We start from the raw sequence: 13,121 nt of genomic DNA, 5'->3' as shown, positions 1-13,121 counted from the left end.
GGAGGTCTGTCATGTCCCGCATCGATGAATCCCTCGCGATGGATCGCCGCCGTTTCCTGCGCGCCACGCTCTGTGGCGGTGCCCTGCTGGCGGTGGGCGGCAGCTACGCCCTGCCCCGCCTGCTGGCCGCCGGCGCGGAAGGCGGCGTGCCCGCACTGGTGCACACGCCGCCCGGCGACGTGGTGCTGGAGTGCTTTGCCGACGATGGCCGCGACCTCGGTCCCTGCCACGTGCCCCGGCTGGTGCTTACCGACGCGCAATGGCGGGCGCGGCTGTCGCCGCTCGCTTTCGAGGTGATGCGCCGCGACGGCACCGAGCGCGCCTTCAGCGGCTCGCACGAACGCCCGGCGCAACGCGGCATCTTCCGCTGCGTTGCCTGCGCCACCGCGCTCTACAACGCCGCCACGGAATTCGACTCCGGCACCGGCTGGCCCAGCTTCTGGCGACCGATCGCGAAACAAAACGTGATCGAAACCCGCGACGACAGCCTTGGCATGGAACGCGTCGCCATCAGCTGCGCTGGCTGCGACAGCCACCTCGGCCACGTGTTCAATGACGGGCCGCCGCCGACGGGGTTGCGTTATTGCATGAATTCGGTGGCGTTGCGGTTTATCCCGAGGACGGCATGAGCTGACGCACACCGTCGGCTGGACGGATAGACGCGTGCCCGGTGCTGGTCGCTCGCTGCGGTTCGCTATGGCATGCTCGATATCTCGCGATCATCGACCAGGCCTGCACCATGCAAGCTGCACGATCCGATGCCCATGACACCCACGTGCTGATCACCGGCGCCGGTCCTACCGGCCTCGTGCTGGCGCTGTGGCTGACCCGGCTCGGCATTGCCGTACGGATCATCGACAAGACCGCCGAAGCAGGAAGCACCTCGCGCGCCTTGGCGGTGCAATCGCGCACGCTGGAGTTTTACCGGCAGGTCGGCCTGGCCGATGCGGTTGTCAGCCGTGGCGTCCAGATTGCCGGCGTCAATCTGTGGGTCAGAAGCAGCAAGGCCGCACGGGTGCCTTTCGGGCAGATCGGCAAGGGCCTTAGCCCGTTTCCGTTCGGGCTGGTCTTTCCGCAGGACGCCCACGAGCGACTGCTGATCGAACGGCTGGAGGCACTGGGAGTGACGGTGGAGCGTCAGACCGAGCTGCTCGCATTTGACCAGTCGCATGACGGCGTGCGCGCCACGCTCAGGCTGCCCGATGGCACGGAGGCAACCTGCCATGCGGCCTATCTTGCCGGTTGCGACGGCGCGCGCTCGACGGTCAGGAACGGGTTGGGGTTCACCTTTCCCGGGGGAACTTACACACAGCGGTTTTACGTCGCTGACATACAAGCCAAGGGCCCGACCACCGACCATGAGCTGCATATCGATCTCGACGACGCCGACTTTCTCGCGGTCTTCCCGCTCAAGGAACAGGGCTGCGTACGCCTGGTCGGCACCGTGCGCGAACCCGCCGATGAAAACGGCGAACTGACGTTCGACGACATCAGTCCACGCGCGATCGCACATCTCGGACTCGACGTCGTGAAGGTGAACTGGTTCTCGACCTACCACGTGCATCACCGGGTGGCACCGTCCTTCCGGCAGGGGCGTGTGTTTCTGCTGGGCGACGCCGCGCATATCCACAGCCCGGCCGGCGGCCAGGGCATGAATACCGGCATCGGCGATGCGGTAAACCTGGCATGGAAACTTGCCGCCGTGTTGAACCAGCACGCCACCGAGAGCCTACTCGATACCTACGAGGTTGAACGAATCAGGTTTGCCCGTCGACTGGTTGCCACGACGGATCGTGGCTTTACCCTGGCCACCAGCGAAGGCCGGCTCGCACGGCTTGTCCGCACGCAACTGATTCCAGTGATTGCACCCCTGTTGTTCCGGTGGTCGCCAATGCGGCGATTTCTGTTCCGCACGATGTCGCAAATCGGCATCGAGTATCGGCACAGCAGGCTGAGTGCAGGCAAAGCCGGTGCCGTGCATGGCGGCGATCGCTTGCCATGGGTCCGCGTCCCAGCGGCACGGGACAATGTGCAGCACGACAATTTCGGCCCGCTCGAATCGTTGGCGTGGCAGGTGCATGTCTACGGTGCATTACATGTGGACCTGAGTGCGGCATGTGCCGAGCACCAGCTTTCGATCCATGTATTCGGGTGGAACGCCGACATGAAACGCGCCGGCTTCAAACGCGATGGGCTCTACCTGATTCGCCCTGATGGCTACGTCGCGCTTGCCGCTCCTGACCAAGATCCACGGCGATTGCACGACTACTTGCATGCACACGACGTGGCATGCACACGGCATGCAAAAACAATGAGCGAACTACGGACGACTAGTCGCGATAAGGCGCCAGCAATGCGGGGGTGTCGAACAGACCTGTCGGCAGCAGGTAACGGGGATCGCGCCCAGCGGCAAGCAACTCACGGATGCGCGTCGCGGAGATTTCCAGCGGTGTGACCGTCAGCTCGATCACCATGCCGGCCGGCTGACCGCGTAGAGCATCGACATCATCGCTACGGCGCGGCACCACCTCATGCAGCAACTCGTCGGAAAGCACCGCCGGAACACCCGGCCGGCTCAGCACGCCGATATGTGCGACGTCGAACAATTCGCGCCAACAGTGCCACGTCGGCAATCCCGCAAACGCATCGGCGCCAAGCAACAGCACCAGTGGGCGGTCATTTTGCTCCGCACGCAGCTCGATCAACGTATCGATGGTGTACGAAGGTCCGTCGCGCTCCAGCTCGCGCGCATCCAGCACCAGCCGCGGCTGGCCGGCCAGCGCCGCGCGCAGCATCGCCACCCGCTCCGCGGCGGAAGCCAATGGTGCCGCCCGGTGCGGCGGCACGTTGGCCGGCATCAACCTTACCTCCGCATCCAGCAGCTCGGCGGCCTCCCACGCGACGGTGAGATGGCCGATGTGCACGGGATCGAAGGTGCCGCCGAAAATCGCAAGCGGGCGAGCGCTCATCGCGCGACCTCCGCTGCAACTGGTGCGAGCCGAAGTGCGATCATGAAGGATTGTCGCGAGCACCCATCACTCACCCCAGCGGGGAGAGGGAACAAAGCAGGCGGCACGGCGATCATGCGAGCGCCCGCGCCACCCGCGGCTCCGCCATCGCCGCGATCAGACGTTCGGCCTCGCGCCAGGCCTCGCCCTGCTCCCGCCCCTTGGCGATCCGGTCGATGCGCGAAGCGCGTGTCAGGCAGGCCAGCCAATGTTCGCGCGGCGCGCGACGCAATGCCTTGCGGAACAGCTGCTCGCGCGCCGGCCAGAGGCGTTCGGCACGCGCCTGGGCGGCGAGATCGGGTGCGTTGGCGAGGCGCAGGGCCAGCTGCAGCTGGTTCACCAGCCAGCCCATCATGGCGATCAACTCATCGCCCTCGGCACGCAATCCAGCAAGGATGCGCAGCGCACGGGCGCCTTCGCCCGCCAGCGCGGCGTCGGTGAGCTTGAACACGTCGTAGCGCGCACTGTCGGCAACCAGGCTTTCCATCGCATCGGCGTCGATGCGGCTGCTGTCGCCTGCGCGCAGCACGACGAGCTTGTCCACTTCCTGCGCGGCAGCGAGCAGGTTGCCTTCCACGCGTTCGGCCAGCAGGGCCGCAGCATCGGGCGTAGCGGCGAGACCGCGCGATGCGAGCCGCGCGCCAATCCAGGCTGCCCATTCGTTGGGCCGGGGCGCGTTGAATACCACCATGGTGCCGGCAGCGTCGAGCTTCTTGCTCCAGGCGCCGTCGTGCTTGCTGCTCCACTCCATCGCGGTGATCAGCAAGGTGACGTCGGGCGGCGGATCGGCACAGAACTCGCCGATCGCCTTGGCGCCGTCGACGCCGGGCCGGCCCGTGGGCAGGCGCAGGTCAAGCAGGCGGCGCGTGGCGAACAGCGACATGCCGGCGGCGGCACGGGCAAGATCGTCCCAGTCGAAATGCTGGCCGACCTCAAGCACCTCGCGCTCGGCGTAGCCGAGCCGCTTCGCCTGCGCGCGCAGCGCGTCGGCGGCTTCCAGCACCAGCAATTCCTCGCCCGCGAGCAGATAGACCGGCGCCAGGCTGTCAGCGGCCAGCGCCTTCTGCCATTGCGCGGGAGCCAGCGGCATCAGGGCTGGCCGGTAGAGGATGCCGGCGCCGGTGCGGCCTGCGGGTGCCGGGCAGCGGCCTCGAGGCGGAACATGATCGCCTGCACCATGTCGTCGACCAGGCTGCCCTGGATCTGCTGCACCTGCGCGGCGTTGCCCACGGTATCGGTGGAGTCGTAGCTGTATTCGCGCTGCATGTCGATGCGCTGGTGTGGTACCAGGTTCTTGCCGTCGGCGCCGTTCACGTCGAACTCGACCTGGTAGCGCACCGCGTATTCGGTGATGCGCGCATAGCCGCCCTGGGTCAGCGATTCGGTGCCGAACGCGGCCACTGGGACGCGCAGCTCGGCGACGCCGGCACCGGCCTGGTCCTCGACGTCGACATTGGCGCTTTCCAGCGCGCGGGTCAGCTTGCGCTCCAGGTCGCCGCCGCCGGAGACGGTGAGATGCACGTGGCTCATCGCAGGCGGCAGCGCAGCGTTGCGGCGCAGGTGGAAGCCGCAGGCACTCAGGACGAGGGCGGCGGCGAGCGGCAGCGCGACACGGAGCATGCGGTTCATGGCTTTCATCCTGCGACGATGTTGACGATCTTGCCCGGCACCACGATCACTTTGCGCACGGCGAGGTCCTTGAGGAAGGCGGCCACGTGCGGCTGCGCCAGCGCCAGCGCCTCCGCCTCTTCCTTGCCGGCGTTGGCGGGCACCTCGATGGTGCCGCGCAGCTTGCCGTTGACCTGCACCGCGAGGGTCAGACTGTCGCGCACCAGCGCGCTTTCGTCCACGGCCGGCCAGGGCTGGTCCTCCAGCACGGCCTCGGCATGGCCCAGCACCTGCCACAGGTGGTGGCTGACGTGCGGCACCACCGGGTTCAGCAGCAGCACCATGGTTTCCAGCGCCTCGTGGCGCACCGCGCGACCCTGCTCGCTCATGTCGGCGAACTTGTTCACCGCGTTGAGCAGCTCCATCAGCGCGGCGATGGCGGTGTTGAAGGAATGGCGGCGGCCGAAGTCGTCGCTCACCTTCTGGATGGTTTCGTGCAACTGGCGGCGCAACGCCTTCTGGCCGGCGTCCAGTTGAGCGGGATCGGCCACCGGGTGGTTCGGCTGCGCGGCATGCGTGGTGACCTCGCGCCAGAAGCGGCGCAGGAAGCGCGCCATGCCTTCCACGCCGGCCTCGTTCCACTCCAGCGACTGTTCCGGCGGCGCGGCGAACATCGAGAACAAGCGCACCGTGTCGGCGCCGTACTTGCCCACCATGGCCTGCGGGTCCACGCCGTTGTTCTTGGACTTGGACATCTTCTCGGTGCCGCCGATCTTCACCGGCTGACCGTCGGCCTTGAGCAGCGCGCCGACCACGCGCGCCTTGTCGTCGCGCTGGATCTCCACGTCGGCAGGATTGATCCAATCCTTCGAACCGTCGGCGTTGTCGCGGTAGAACGTCTCGGCGATCACCATGCCCTGGCACAGCAGGTTGGTGGCCGGTTCGTTCGACTGCACCAGGCCCGCGTCGCGCATCAGCTTGTGATAGAAGCGGAAGTACAGCAGGTGCAGGATGGCGTGTTCGATGCCGCCGATGTACTGGTCGACCGGCAGCCAGTAGTTGGCGCGCCCATCCACCTGCGCATCGGCACCCGGCGAGGTGTAGCGCGCGTAGTACCAGCTCGACTCCATGAAGGTGTCGAAGGTGTCGGTCTCGCGCTCGGCCGGGCCGCCGCACTGCGGGCAGGTGCACTTGCGCCACTCGGGATCGGCCTTGATCGGCGACTGCACGCCGCTGAAGGCCACGTCCTCGGGCAGCACCACCGGCAGTTGGTCTTCCGGCACCGGCACCGCATCGCACTTCGGGCAATAGATGACGGGGATCGGGCAGCCCCAGTAGCGCTGGCGGCTGACGCCCCAGTCGCGCAGGCGCCAGTTCACCCGGCGCAAGCCCTTGTCTTCGGCTTCGAGCTTCGCGGCGAGGTAGTCGAAAGCCTCGCGGTAGTTCCTGCCGTCCAGCGCGCCGGAGTTGATCACGCGCATGTCGGCACGGGTCTTGTCGCCGTACCACTCCTGCCACTGGGCGGCATCGTAGGTTTCGTCGCCGGCCGCGATCACCTGCCGGATCGGCAAGCCGTACTTGTGCGCGAACTCGAAATCGCGCGCATCGTGGCCGGGCACCGCCATCACCGCACCGGTGCCGTAGCCCATCAGCACGAAGTTGGCCACCCACACCGGCACCTTGTCGCCGCTGACCGGATGGATGGCGAACAGGCCAGTGGCCATGCCGCGCTTTTCCTGGGTTTCCAGCTCAGCTTCGGAAACGCCGCCGTGCTTCAGTTCGTCGAGGAAGGCAGCCAGCTGCGGGTTGTGCTGCGCGGCCTTCAGCGCCAGTGGATGCTCGCCTGCGATGGAGACAAAGGTGACGCCCATCAAGGTGTCGGGACGCGTGGTGAACACAGTCAGCGGCGCGGCCTCGCCTTCCACCGCGAAGTGGATCTCCAGGCCTTCGCTGCGGCCGATCCAGTTGCGCTGCATGGTCTTCACCGCGTCGGGCCAGCCGGGCAGCGTGTCCAGGCCGTCGAGCAGATCCTGCGCGTAGTCGGTGATGCGCAGGAACCACTGCGGGATCTCGCGCTTTTCCACCACCGCGCCCGAACGCCAGCCGCGGCCATCCACCACCTGTTCGTTGGCGAGCACGGTCTGGTCCACCGGGTCCCAGTTCACCACGCTGTTCTTGCGGTAGGCCAGGCCCTTCTTCATCAGCCGGGTGAACATCAACTGTTCCCAGCGGTAGTACTCGGGGCGGCAGGTGGCGAACTCGCGGGTCCAGTCGATCGCGTAGCCCAGCGACTTGAGCTGGCTGCGCATGTGCTCGATGTTGGCGTAGGTCCACTTGGCCGGCGCGGTCTTGTTCTTGATCGCGGCGTTTTCGGCGGGCAGGCCGAACGCGTCCCAGCCCATCGGCTGCAGCACGTTCTTGCCCTGCATGCGCTGGTAGCGGCTGATCACGTCGCCGATGGTGTAGTTGCGCACGTGGCCCATGTGCAGCGCGCCCGACGGATACGGCAGCATCGAGAGGCAGTAGAACTTCGGCCGCGCCGGGTCTTCCTTCACCTCGTAGGCGTGCTGCGCGCCCCAGTACTGCTGGGCGGCGGCTTCCACCGTCTGCGGCTGATAGTCCTGCTCGGTCTTGCTGGTGTCGTGGGTGTCTTGCATGGTTCCGTAGCCGTGGTCTTTGCGGGCAGCGTGGCGCGGGGTGGCGGGCTGCCGGGAGAACGGATCAGATTAGCAGAACACCCGCCGTTCCCTGCCGGCTGCCGGCCTCAGCCGTCGGGGCACGCCGGCCGGTTGCCGGCCTCGTAAACCCGCGCCGTGCCCGCGATGCGGTTCGCCAGCTCGGCCAGCGCCTGCTGGTGGGCAGCCACCAGCGCGTCATAGCCCGCGCCTGCCGGCTCGCTGACCTGGCTGGTGCAGGAAAACGCGTCCTGGCCGCCCGAACCCCCGGTGAGGCGCAGGCTCCACGCAGCCTCGATCAGCGCGTGGCCACCGGGCATCGACTCGAAGCGACGGACGTCCAGCACGATGCGCAGGCGCGGCTGGCCGTTGCCGGGCAGGCCGTTCATGTCCGGCACGCCCAGCGCACGACTCAGGTCGGCGGACAACGCGCCGCGGATCTCGTCACCCAGCGGCGCGATCCAGCGCTCGCCGTCCAGCGGCTGCATGCCCTGCCCCCCGGTGCGCACCACCAGCTGCGGCACGTCGACCTGGGCCGGCACGCTGACCGGCAGCAGTTCGAACGGATACAGGGCCGGCGCGATGCGCGCCGCGGGGCCGGCCTGCGTCGCCAGCGTGTAGTAGTGCATGGGGGCGGAGGCGCAGCCGGCGAGGCCCAGCGCGACGGCGCCGGCGAGTATCCACGAGCGGCTCATGGCTGGCTCCTGTTGGCGGGGGCGGCGGGCTTCGGCCCCGCCGGCTTCGGGTCGGCCGGGCGACCGCGCAGCAGCGATTCCGGATGCACGCCGAGATAGTCGGTGAGCACGCGCAGCGAGCGCATCGTGCGTTGCAGTTCCTGCATCGTGTTGCCCAGGTTCTGCTGCAGCGGCGAATCGGCCGACAGCGTATCGTTGGCCGTGCCCAGCGTCTTGCGTGCGTCGTGCATGGTGTCGTTGATCGCAGGCAGGGTCTGGCCGTTCACCTGCTTCAACGTGGCGTCGAGGCTGGCCAGCGAGTCGTTGAGGTGGTTGCCGATCTGGTCGAACGGGACCTTGTCCAGCTTGTCCACGATGTCGGCCATCTGCTCCTGCAGCTTGTCGAAGCTGCCCGGCGCGGTGGGAATCTCCAGCGGCCGCGCATCGGGATCGTAGTGCGCCTGCGTCGCATGCGGCAGGAAGTCCATCGAGATGTAGAGCTGGCCGGTGAGCAGGTTGCCGGTGCGCGCCTGCGCGCGCAGGCCGTGCTCGACCAGCTTGCCCACCATGTGCGAGAGATCGGCGTTGTCGCCGTGGGCCTTCGCCAGCGCCACCAGCTTGGCATTCGCTTGCCCCAGCCGCTCGGGGTAGATCACGGCGCCGACGATGAACGGGAAGCGCTGGGCCTTCTCGTCATAATCCATGCGGATCGACACCACCTTGCCGAAGTTCATCCCGAGGAACTCCACCGGCGCGCCCACCGCCAGCCCGCGCAGCGGCTGGTCGAAACGCATGCGGATGTAGCGCGGCTCGCCGTCGGGCGGCGCCATCGCGGCGGTCTCGTCGCCAAACAGGCTGAAGTTGGCGCCGTCGGACGCCGGCGTGGCATCGTGCGGACCGCCCGGATCCTGGAAGGCCACGCCGCCGGCCAGCACGGTGGCCAGCGACTGGGTATTGAGCTTGAGCCCGTCCGCGCCCAGCGACACGTCCACGCCGCTGGCGTTCCAGAAGCGGGTGGAGGTATCCACGAAGCGGTCGTTCGGGCTGTCGATGAACACCGCGAGCGACACGCCTTTGCCGTCTTTGTCCAGCTGGTAGGACACCACCCGGCCCACCTGGATGCGGCGGAAGTACACCGGCGAGCCGATGTCGAGCGAACCGAGGTCGTCGGCATGCAAGGTGTAGCTCTTGCCCGGTTCGCCGTTGGTCACCGCGGGCGGATTCTCCAAGCCTTTGAACTCGTCCTCCGGCTCGCTGGAATCGCCGGTGTCTGCACCGATGTAGGCGCCTGAGAACAGCGTATCCACGCCGGAGACGCCGCCCAGGCCGATGCGCGGGCGCACCACCCAGTAACGCGTGTCCTTGGTGGCGAAAGCCTTCGCGCTCTTGTCCAGCGCCACCTTCACCAATACGTGGCTGCGGTCGCCGCTGAGGCGGATCTTGTCCACCTTGCCGATCACCACATCCTTGTATTTCACCGGCGTCTTGCCATCGGCGAGGCCTTGCGCGCTCTGGAAGCTGATCGTGATGTCGGGCCCGGCCTGCAGCCAGCTGTTCACCACCAGCGACACGCCCACGATCGCCGCCAGGATCGGCACCAGCCAGATCAGCGAGGCGTTCGTGCGCCGCTTGCGCAGTACCGGGCGCGGCAAGGCGTCGCCGCCTGGCGATGGCGGTGCGCCGGATTGCTCGTCAGTCATCGGAATCTTCCTTGCCGTCCCAGATCAGCCGGGGATCGAAACACATCGAGGCGAACATGGTCAGCACCACGGTCAGGCCAAAGAACACTACGCCGGGCAGCGGCTCCACCAGGCTGAAGTAGCCGAAGCGTACCAGCGCGGTGAGCAGCGCCACCACGAACACATCGAGCATCGACCAATAGCCGATCAACTCCACCAGCCGGTACAGCTGCGCGCGCTGCCGCCGTGCCCAGCTGCTGCCGCGGTGGCAGCTGATCAGCAAGGTGCCGAGCGCGAGGAATTTCAGCATCGGCACCATGATGCTGGCGCAGAACACGATCACCGCCAGCCCCGGCGATCCCTTCACCCACAGCTCTACCACGCCGCTCAGGATGGTGTTGTCGTCGATGTCGCCCAGGCTCGCCGTGCGCATGATCGGCAACAGGTTGGCAGGGATGTACATCAGGAACGCGGCGATCAGCAGCGCCCAGGTGCGCGTATAGACCGCCTGCTTGCGCCGGTGCAGCGTCGAGCCGCAGCGCGGACAGGCCAGCGTGCCGCCGTCGTCCTCGACGCCCGCGGCATGGCAGACCTGGCCGCAGACGTGGCAGCCGATCAGGCCGAGCTCGGCGGCGCGGGGCAAGGCGCTCATGGCAACTCCTCCGCGTGCTCGTCGCGGGTCTCGTCCCACAGCCGGGTGAGGTCGATACCGGCGAACACGGTGATCAATAGCATCAGCGCGCCATAGGCGTAGATGCCCGGGTCGGGGAGCACGTCGAAATACAGGTGCGCCTTGACGATGGACACCAGCGCACCGAGCACGAACACCTCGCTCATCGTCCACGGCCCCAGGTGATGCAGCGCCACCATCAGCTGGCGGAAGCCTGGCGCACGGCGGCCGTTGCGCGCATACATCAGCAGCCAGCCGAGGATCAGGATCTTGCCCAGCGGAAACACGAACAGCGTGCCTGCCGCCAGCACCGCCACCACTTGCGAGTGGTCGACCCACATCATGTGGATCATGTCCCACAGCGTGGCGTCCACGTACTGGCCGTTCAGGCCCAGCGTCACGATCGGCCACAGCGTGGCCTGCACGAACACCACCAGCGCGGTCAGCACCAGCGCCAGCATGGTCTTCGCGGGCATGCCGCGGCAGCGCTCCAGCACCGCGCCGCAGCGGGCGCACTCGGCCACCTCGCCCCTCGCCAGGGGGTGACGGCGATGCACGGTGTCGCAGTGCTCGCAGATCAGCAGCGCCGGAGCAGTCGTGTCGATGCAGTGCGGGGTTGACGCGTCCATGCGGCAATTCTCGCAAATCCGGCCGGCTTGCGGCTGAAGCCTCGTCGATTCCCTTGATATGCTCGCCGGCACCCCGATGTGGGGAGTTTCCCCTTTGCTGGAACCCGCCGTGACCGACGCCACCCTCGACCACGTCTTCGACGTCACCGAACAGAATTTCGAGGCCGAGGTCATCAGTGCCTCGCTGGACACCCCGGTGCTGGTCGACTTCTGGGCCACCTGGTGCGGCCCCTGCAAGACGCTGGGCCCGCTGCTGGAACAGCTCGCCGCCGAGTACAAGGGCGCGTTCCGCCTCGGCAAGGTGGACGTGGACAAGAACCAGCAGCTGGCCGCGATGTTCGGCATCCGCAGCGTGCCCACCGTGATGCTGGTGAAGGACGGCCAGATCGCCGACGGCTTCGCCGGCGCCTTGCCGCTGGGCCAGCTGCGCGAATTCCTCGAACGCCACGTGCAACCGCTGGAAAGTGAGTCCGAAGCAGCCGAAGCGCCCGCCGAGACGCCGGAAGCGGCGATCAACCGCCTGCAGCAGGCTATCGCCGCCGAGCCCGAGCGCGCCGAACTGAAACTCGACCTCGCGGTGGCGCTGGCCCTGGCCGGCCATAGCGACGCCGCCGCCGCCGAGCTCGACGCCCTGCCCGCCAATCTCGCCACCGATGCGCGCGCGGTGCGCCTGCGCCAGCAGCTGGAACTGGCGCGCGTGCTGAAGGACGCACCCGCGCAAGCCGAGCTGGAGCAGCGCGTGGCGACCGACGCCGCCGACTGGCAAGCGCGCGATCTGCTCGGCGTGCGCCTGTTGCTGGGCGGCGACCCGGCCGCCGGCCTCGAACAGTTCCTTGCCATCCTGCAACACGCCCGCGACTGGAACGACGGCACCGCGAAGAAGCGCCTGCTCGCCGCTTTCAACACGCTGGACGACGCTGAACTGGTCGGCCGCTACCGTCGTCGCATGGCCTCCCTTCTGTTCTGATGAAGGCATCCACCTTCCGGCGGCTGCTGAACTTGTGGCCGCCGTTCCTGATCAATGCCATCCGCCTGCAGTCGCTGAGCGAGGACTACGCGGAAGCGAAGGTGGTGCTGCGCCTGCGCCGCCGCAACCGCAACTACGTGGGCAGCCAGTTCGGCGGCAACCTGTTCGCGATGGTCGATCCGTTCTGGATGCTGCTGGCGATGCGCCGGCTCGGGTCCGACTACTACGTCTGGGACAAGGCCGGCGCGATCGACTTCGTGGCGCCCGGCCGCGAGGACGTCTACGCCCACTTCAAACTCGACGACGCCATCGTCGACGAACTGCGCGGCGCCGCGGCCGGCGGCGAGAAGGTGCTGCACTGGTTCGAGAACGACATCACCACCGCCTCCGGCGAAGTGATCGCTCGCGTGCGCAAGCAGCTCTACGTGCGCTTGAAGCCGCGGGCGCGCTGAGGGCCGCGGCTTCCGTGGGTCGGGACTCCCCCGCCCGATGCCCCGTGCATGTCGGGCTGAAGCCCGACATGCGGTTCGCCGCCAGCCCCCGCCTCACTCCCGCTCGAAACGCGCGATCTCCGCGAGCGCCGCCTCGGCCTTGACGATGGAGCCGCCCGCCAGACTGTTTTCCAGCCAGCGGCCATGACCGAGCCTGCGCACCACGAAGCGGGCGAGGAACACCACCCCGACCGAGACACCGACGCTCAACAGCAGCCACACCATCACTCCGGGTTGCATGTGCTGCCACAGATCCAGGCCGAAGCGATCCCCTTCGTACTGCCCCCACATCAGTAGCGCGGGTATCCAGATCACGCTCCCCAGCAGCGCGAACACCGGCGCCTCCACCTTCACTCGCCACGCGCGCATCTGCGCGAGGCGACGCTGGATTTCCACCACCGGGGCGGCATAGTCGATGCCCTGCTGCATGGCCAGCAGACGGATAGGAAAGATGAAGGCCAGCGTGCCGAAAGCCTGCATGGCGATGCCGCAGGCCATCGCCTGCCAGATGGCCGTGTGCGTGGACCAGAAACTGATGCCCCACAGCATGATCGCGATGCCAAGCGCGACCTGCAGCGACAGCCCCCACACCAGCGGGCGCAGGTGCCCGCGCAGTCGGCTGGCCCGGCCTTGCCGCAACAATTCGAGGCCGAGCGCGTTCTGCCGCTCCAGCTGCTGTCCCAGTGCCTGCCAGGCAAGTTTCATCTCGTCGAGTTCCAT

Annotated in this window: 12 protein-coding genes and 1 pseudogene; 4 read left to right on the top strand and 9 right to left on the bottom strand. The window is 67.5% G+C overall.

Annotation, left to right across the window (positions count from 1 at the left end; genetic code table 11):
* Positions 1-11 precede the first annotated feature (11 nt).
* Together msrB and ISP14_RS09310 are read left to right on the top strand one after the other, a co-directional pair.
* Complete coding sequence (gene msrB / locus ISP14_RS09315; protein WP_404538573.1) at positions 12-629, top strand: peptide-methionine (R)-S-oxide reductase MsrB; 618 nt, start codon at positions 12-14, stop codon at positions 627-629.
* Positions 630-739: 110 nt separating this feature from the next.
* Positions 740-1,774: pseudogene (locus ISP14_RS09310) on the top strand (FAD-dependent monooxygenase); the annotation flags it as partial.
* Between the two features lie 556 nt (positions 1,775-2,330).
* On the opposite strand, the gene nadD reads toward ISP14_RS09310, so the two are convergent.
* The 8 genes from nadD to ISP14_RS09270 form a co-directional block, all read right to left on the bottom strand.
* Positions 2,331-2,969 carry a nicotinate-nucleotide adenylyltransferase gene (nadD, locus tag ISP14_RS09305; RefSeq protein ID WP_404538568.1) on the bottom strand — a complete coding sequence of 213 codons (639 nt, stop codon included), beginning with the start codon at positions 2,967-2,969 and terminating at the stop codon, positions 2,331-2,333.
* A 112-nt stretch (positions 2,970-3,081) separates the two neighbouring features.
* Positions 3,082-4,098, bottom strand: a complete 1,017-nt coding sequence (gene holA / locus ISP14_RS09300; protein ID WP_404538563.1) for a DNA polymerase III subunit delta — start codon at positions 4,096-4,098, stop codon at positions 3,082-3,084.
* Positions 4,098-4,637: an LPS-assembly lipoprotein LptE gene (locus ISP14_RS09295; RefSeq protein ID WP_404538560.1), complete on the bottom strand. Its 540-nt coding sequence runs from the start codon at positions 4,635-4,637 to the stop codon at positions 4,098-4,100. The genes holA and ISP14_RS09295 overlap by 1 nt, the downstream gene beginning before the upstream one ends.
* Positions 4,638-4,642: 5 nt before the next feature.
* On the bottom strand, positions 4,643-7,273 hold the full coding sequence (gene leuS, locus ISP14_RS09290) for a leucine--tRNA ligase (protein ID WP_404538557.1): 2,631 nt from the start codon (positions 7,271-7,273) through the stop codon (positions 4,643-4,645).
* A 107-nt stretch (positions 7,274-7,380) separates the two neighbouring features.
* On the bottom strand, positions 7,381-7,986 hold the full coding sequence (locus ISP14_RS09285) for a PqiC family protein (protein WP_404538554.1): 606 nt from the start codon (positions 7,984-7,986) through the stop codon (positions 7,381-7,383).
* On the bottom strand, positions 7,983-9,665 hold the full coding sequence (locus ISP14_RS09280; protein WP_404538552.1) for a PqiB family protein: 1,683 nt from the start codon (positions 9,663-9,665) through the stop codon (positions 7,983-7,985). The genes ISP14_RS09285 and ISP14_RS09280 overlap by 4 nt, the downstream gene beginning before the upstream one ends.
* The gene (locus ISP14_RS09275; RefSeq protein WP_404538549.1) at positions 9,658-10,296 is read right to left on the bottom strand and encodes a paraquat-inducible protein A; all 639 of its coding nucleotides are present in this window, start codon (positions 10,294-10,296) and stop codon (positions 9,658-9,660) included. The genes ISP14_RS09280 and ISP14_RS09275 overlap by 8 nt, the downstream gene beginning before the upstream one ends.
* Entirely contained in the window at positions 10,293-10,943 is a 651-nt protein-coding gene (locus ISP14_RS09270) for a paraquat-inducible protein A (protein ID WP_404538547.1), read from the bottom strand. The genes ISP14_RS09275 and ISP14_RS09270 overlap by 4 nt, the downstream gene beginning before the upstream one ends.
* 109 nt (positions 10,944-11,052) lie before the next feature.
* On the opposite strand from ISP14_RS09270, the gene trxA reads away from it, so the two are divergent.
* Positions 11,053-11,910: a thioredoxin gene (gene trxA / locus ISP14_RS09265; RefSeq protein ID WP_404538544.1), complete on the top strand. Its 858-nt coding sequence runs from the start codon at positions 11,053-11,055 to the stop codon at positions 11,908-11,910.
* A complete protein-coding gene (locus tag ISP14_RS09260; protein WP_404538541.1) occupies positions 11,910-12,362 on the top strand; it encodes a DUF4442 domain-containing protein in 453 nt (150 codons plus the stop codon). Before trxA ends, ISP14_RS09260 begins: the two co-directional genes overlap by 1 nt.
* Before the next feature lie 93 nt (positions 12,363-12,455).
* Here the strand turns inward: ISP14_RS09260 and ISP14_RS09255 are convergent, their stop codons facing one another.
* On the bottom strand, positions 12,456-13,121 hold the full coding sequence (locus tag ISP14_RS09255; RefSeq protein WP_404538538.1) for a hypothetical protein: 666 nt from the start codon (positions 13,119-13,121) through the stop codon (positions 12,456-12,458).

It is taken from the genome of Dyella agri, from assembly GCF_044904705.1.
Classification (GTDB): Bacteria; Pseudomonadota; Gammaproteobacteria; order Xanthomonadales; family Rhodanobacteraceae; genus Rhodanobacter_A; species Rhodanobacter_A agri.
The sequence above is the reverse complement of the archived record's forward strand: the minus strand, read 5'-3'. Positions and strand labels throughout refer to the sequence as shown.

Excerpts from the sequence above, each read along its gene's own strand:
- msrB (WP_404538573.1), top strand. The coding sequence starts at position 12 with ATGTCCCGCATCGATGAATCCCTCGCGATGGATCGCCGCCGTTTCCTG.
- nadD (WP_404538568.1), bottom strand. The coding sequence starts at position 2,969 with ATGAGCGCTCGCCCGCTTGCGATTTTCGGCGGCACCTTCGATCCCGTG.
- holA (WP_404538563.1), bottom strand. The coding sequence starts at position 4,098 with ATGCCGCTGGCTCCCGCGCAATGGCAGAAGGCGCTGGCCGCTGACAGC.
- ISP14_RS09295 (WP_404538560.1), bottom strand. The coding sequence starts at position 4,637 with ATGAACCGCATGCTCCGTGTCGCGCTGCCGCTCGCCGCCGCCCTCGTC.
- leuS (WP_404538557.1), bottom strand. The coding sequence starts at position 7,273 with ATGCAAGACACCCACGACACCAGCAAGACCGAGCAGGACTATCAGCCG.
- ISP14_RS09285 (WP_404538554.1), bottom strand. The coding sequence starts at position 7,986 with ATGAGCCGCTCGTGGATACTCGCCGGCGCCGTCGCGCTGGGCCTCGCC.
- ISP14_RS09280 (WP_404538552.1), bottom strand. The coding sequence starts at position 9,665 with ATGACTGACGAGCAATCCGGCGCACCGCCATCGCCAGGCGGCGACGCC.
- ISP14_RS09275 (WP_404538549.1), bottom strand. The coding sequence starts at position 10,296 with ATGAGCGCCTTGCCCCGCGCCGCCGAGCTCGGCCTGATCGGCTGCCAC.
- ISP14_RS09270 (WP_404538547.1), bottom strand. The coding sequence starts at position 10,943 with ATGGACGCGTCAACCCCGCACTGCATCGACACGACTGCTCCGGCGCTG.
- ISP14_RS09260 (WP_404538541.1), top strand. The coding sequence starts at position 11,910 with ATGAAGGCATCCACCTTCCGGCGGCTGCTGAACTTGTGGCCGCCGTTC.
- ISP14_RS09255 (WP_404538538.1), bottom strand. The coding sequence starts at position 13,121 with ATGGAACTCGACGAGATGAAACTTGCCTGGCAGGCACTGGGACAGCAG.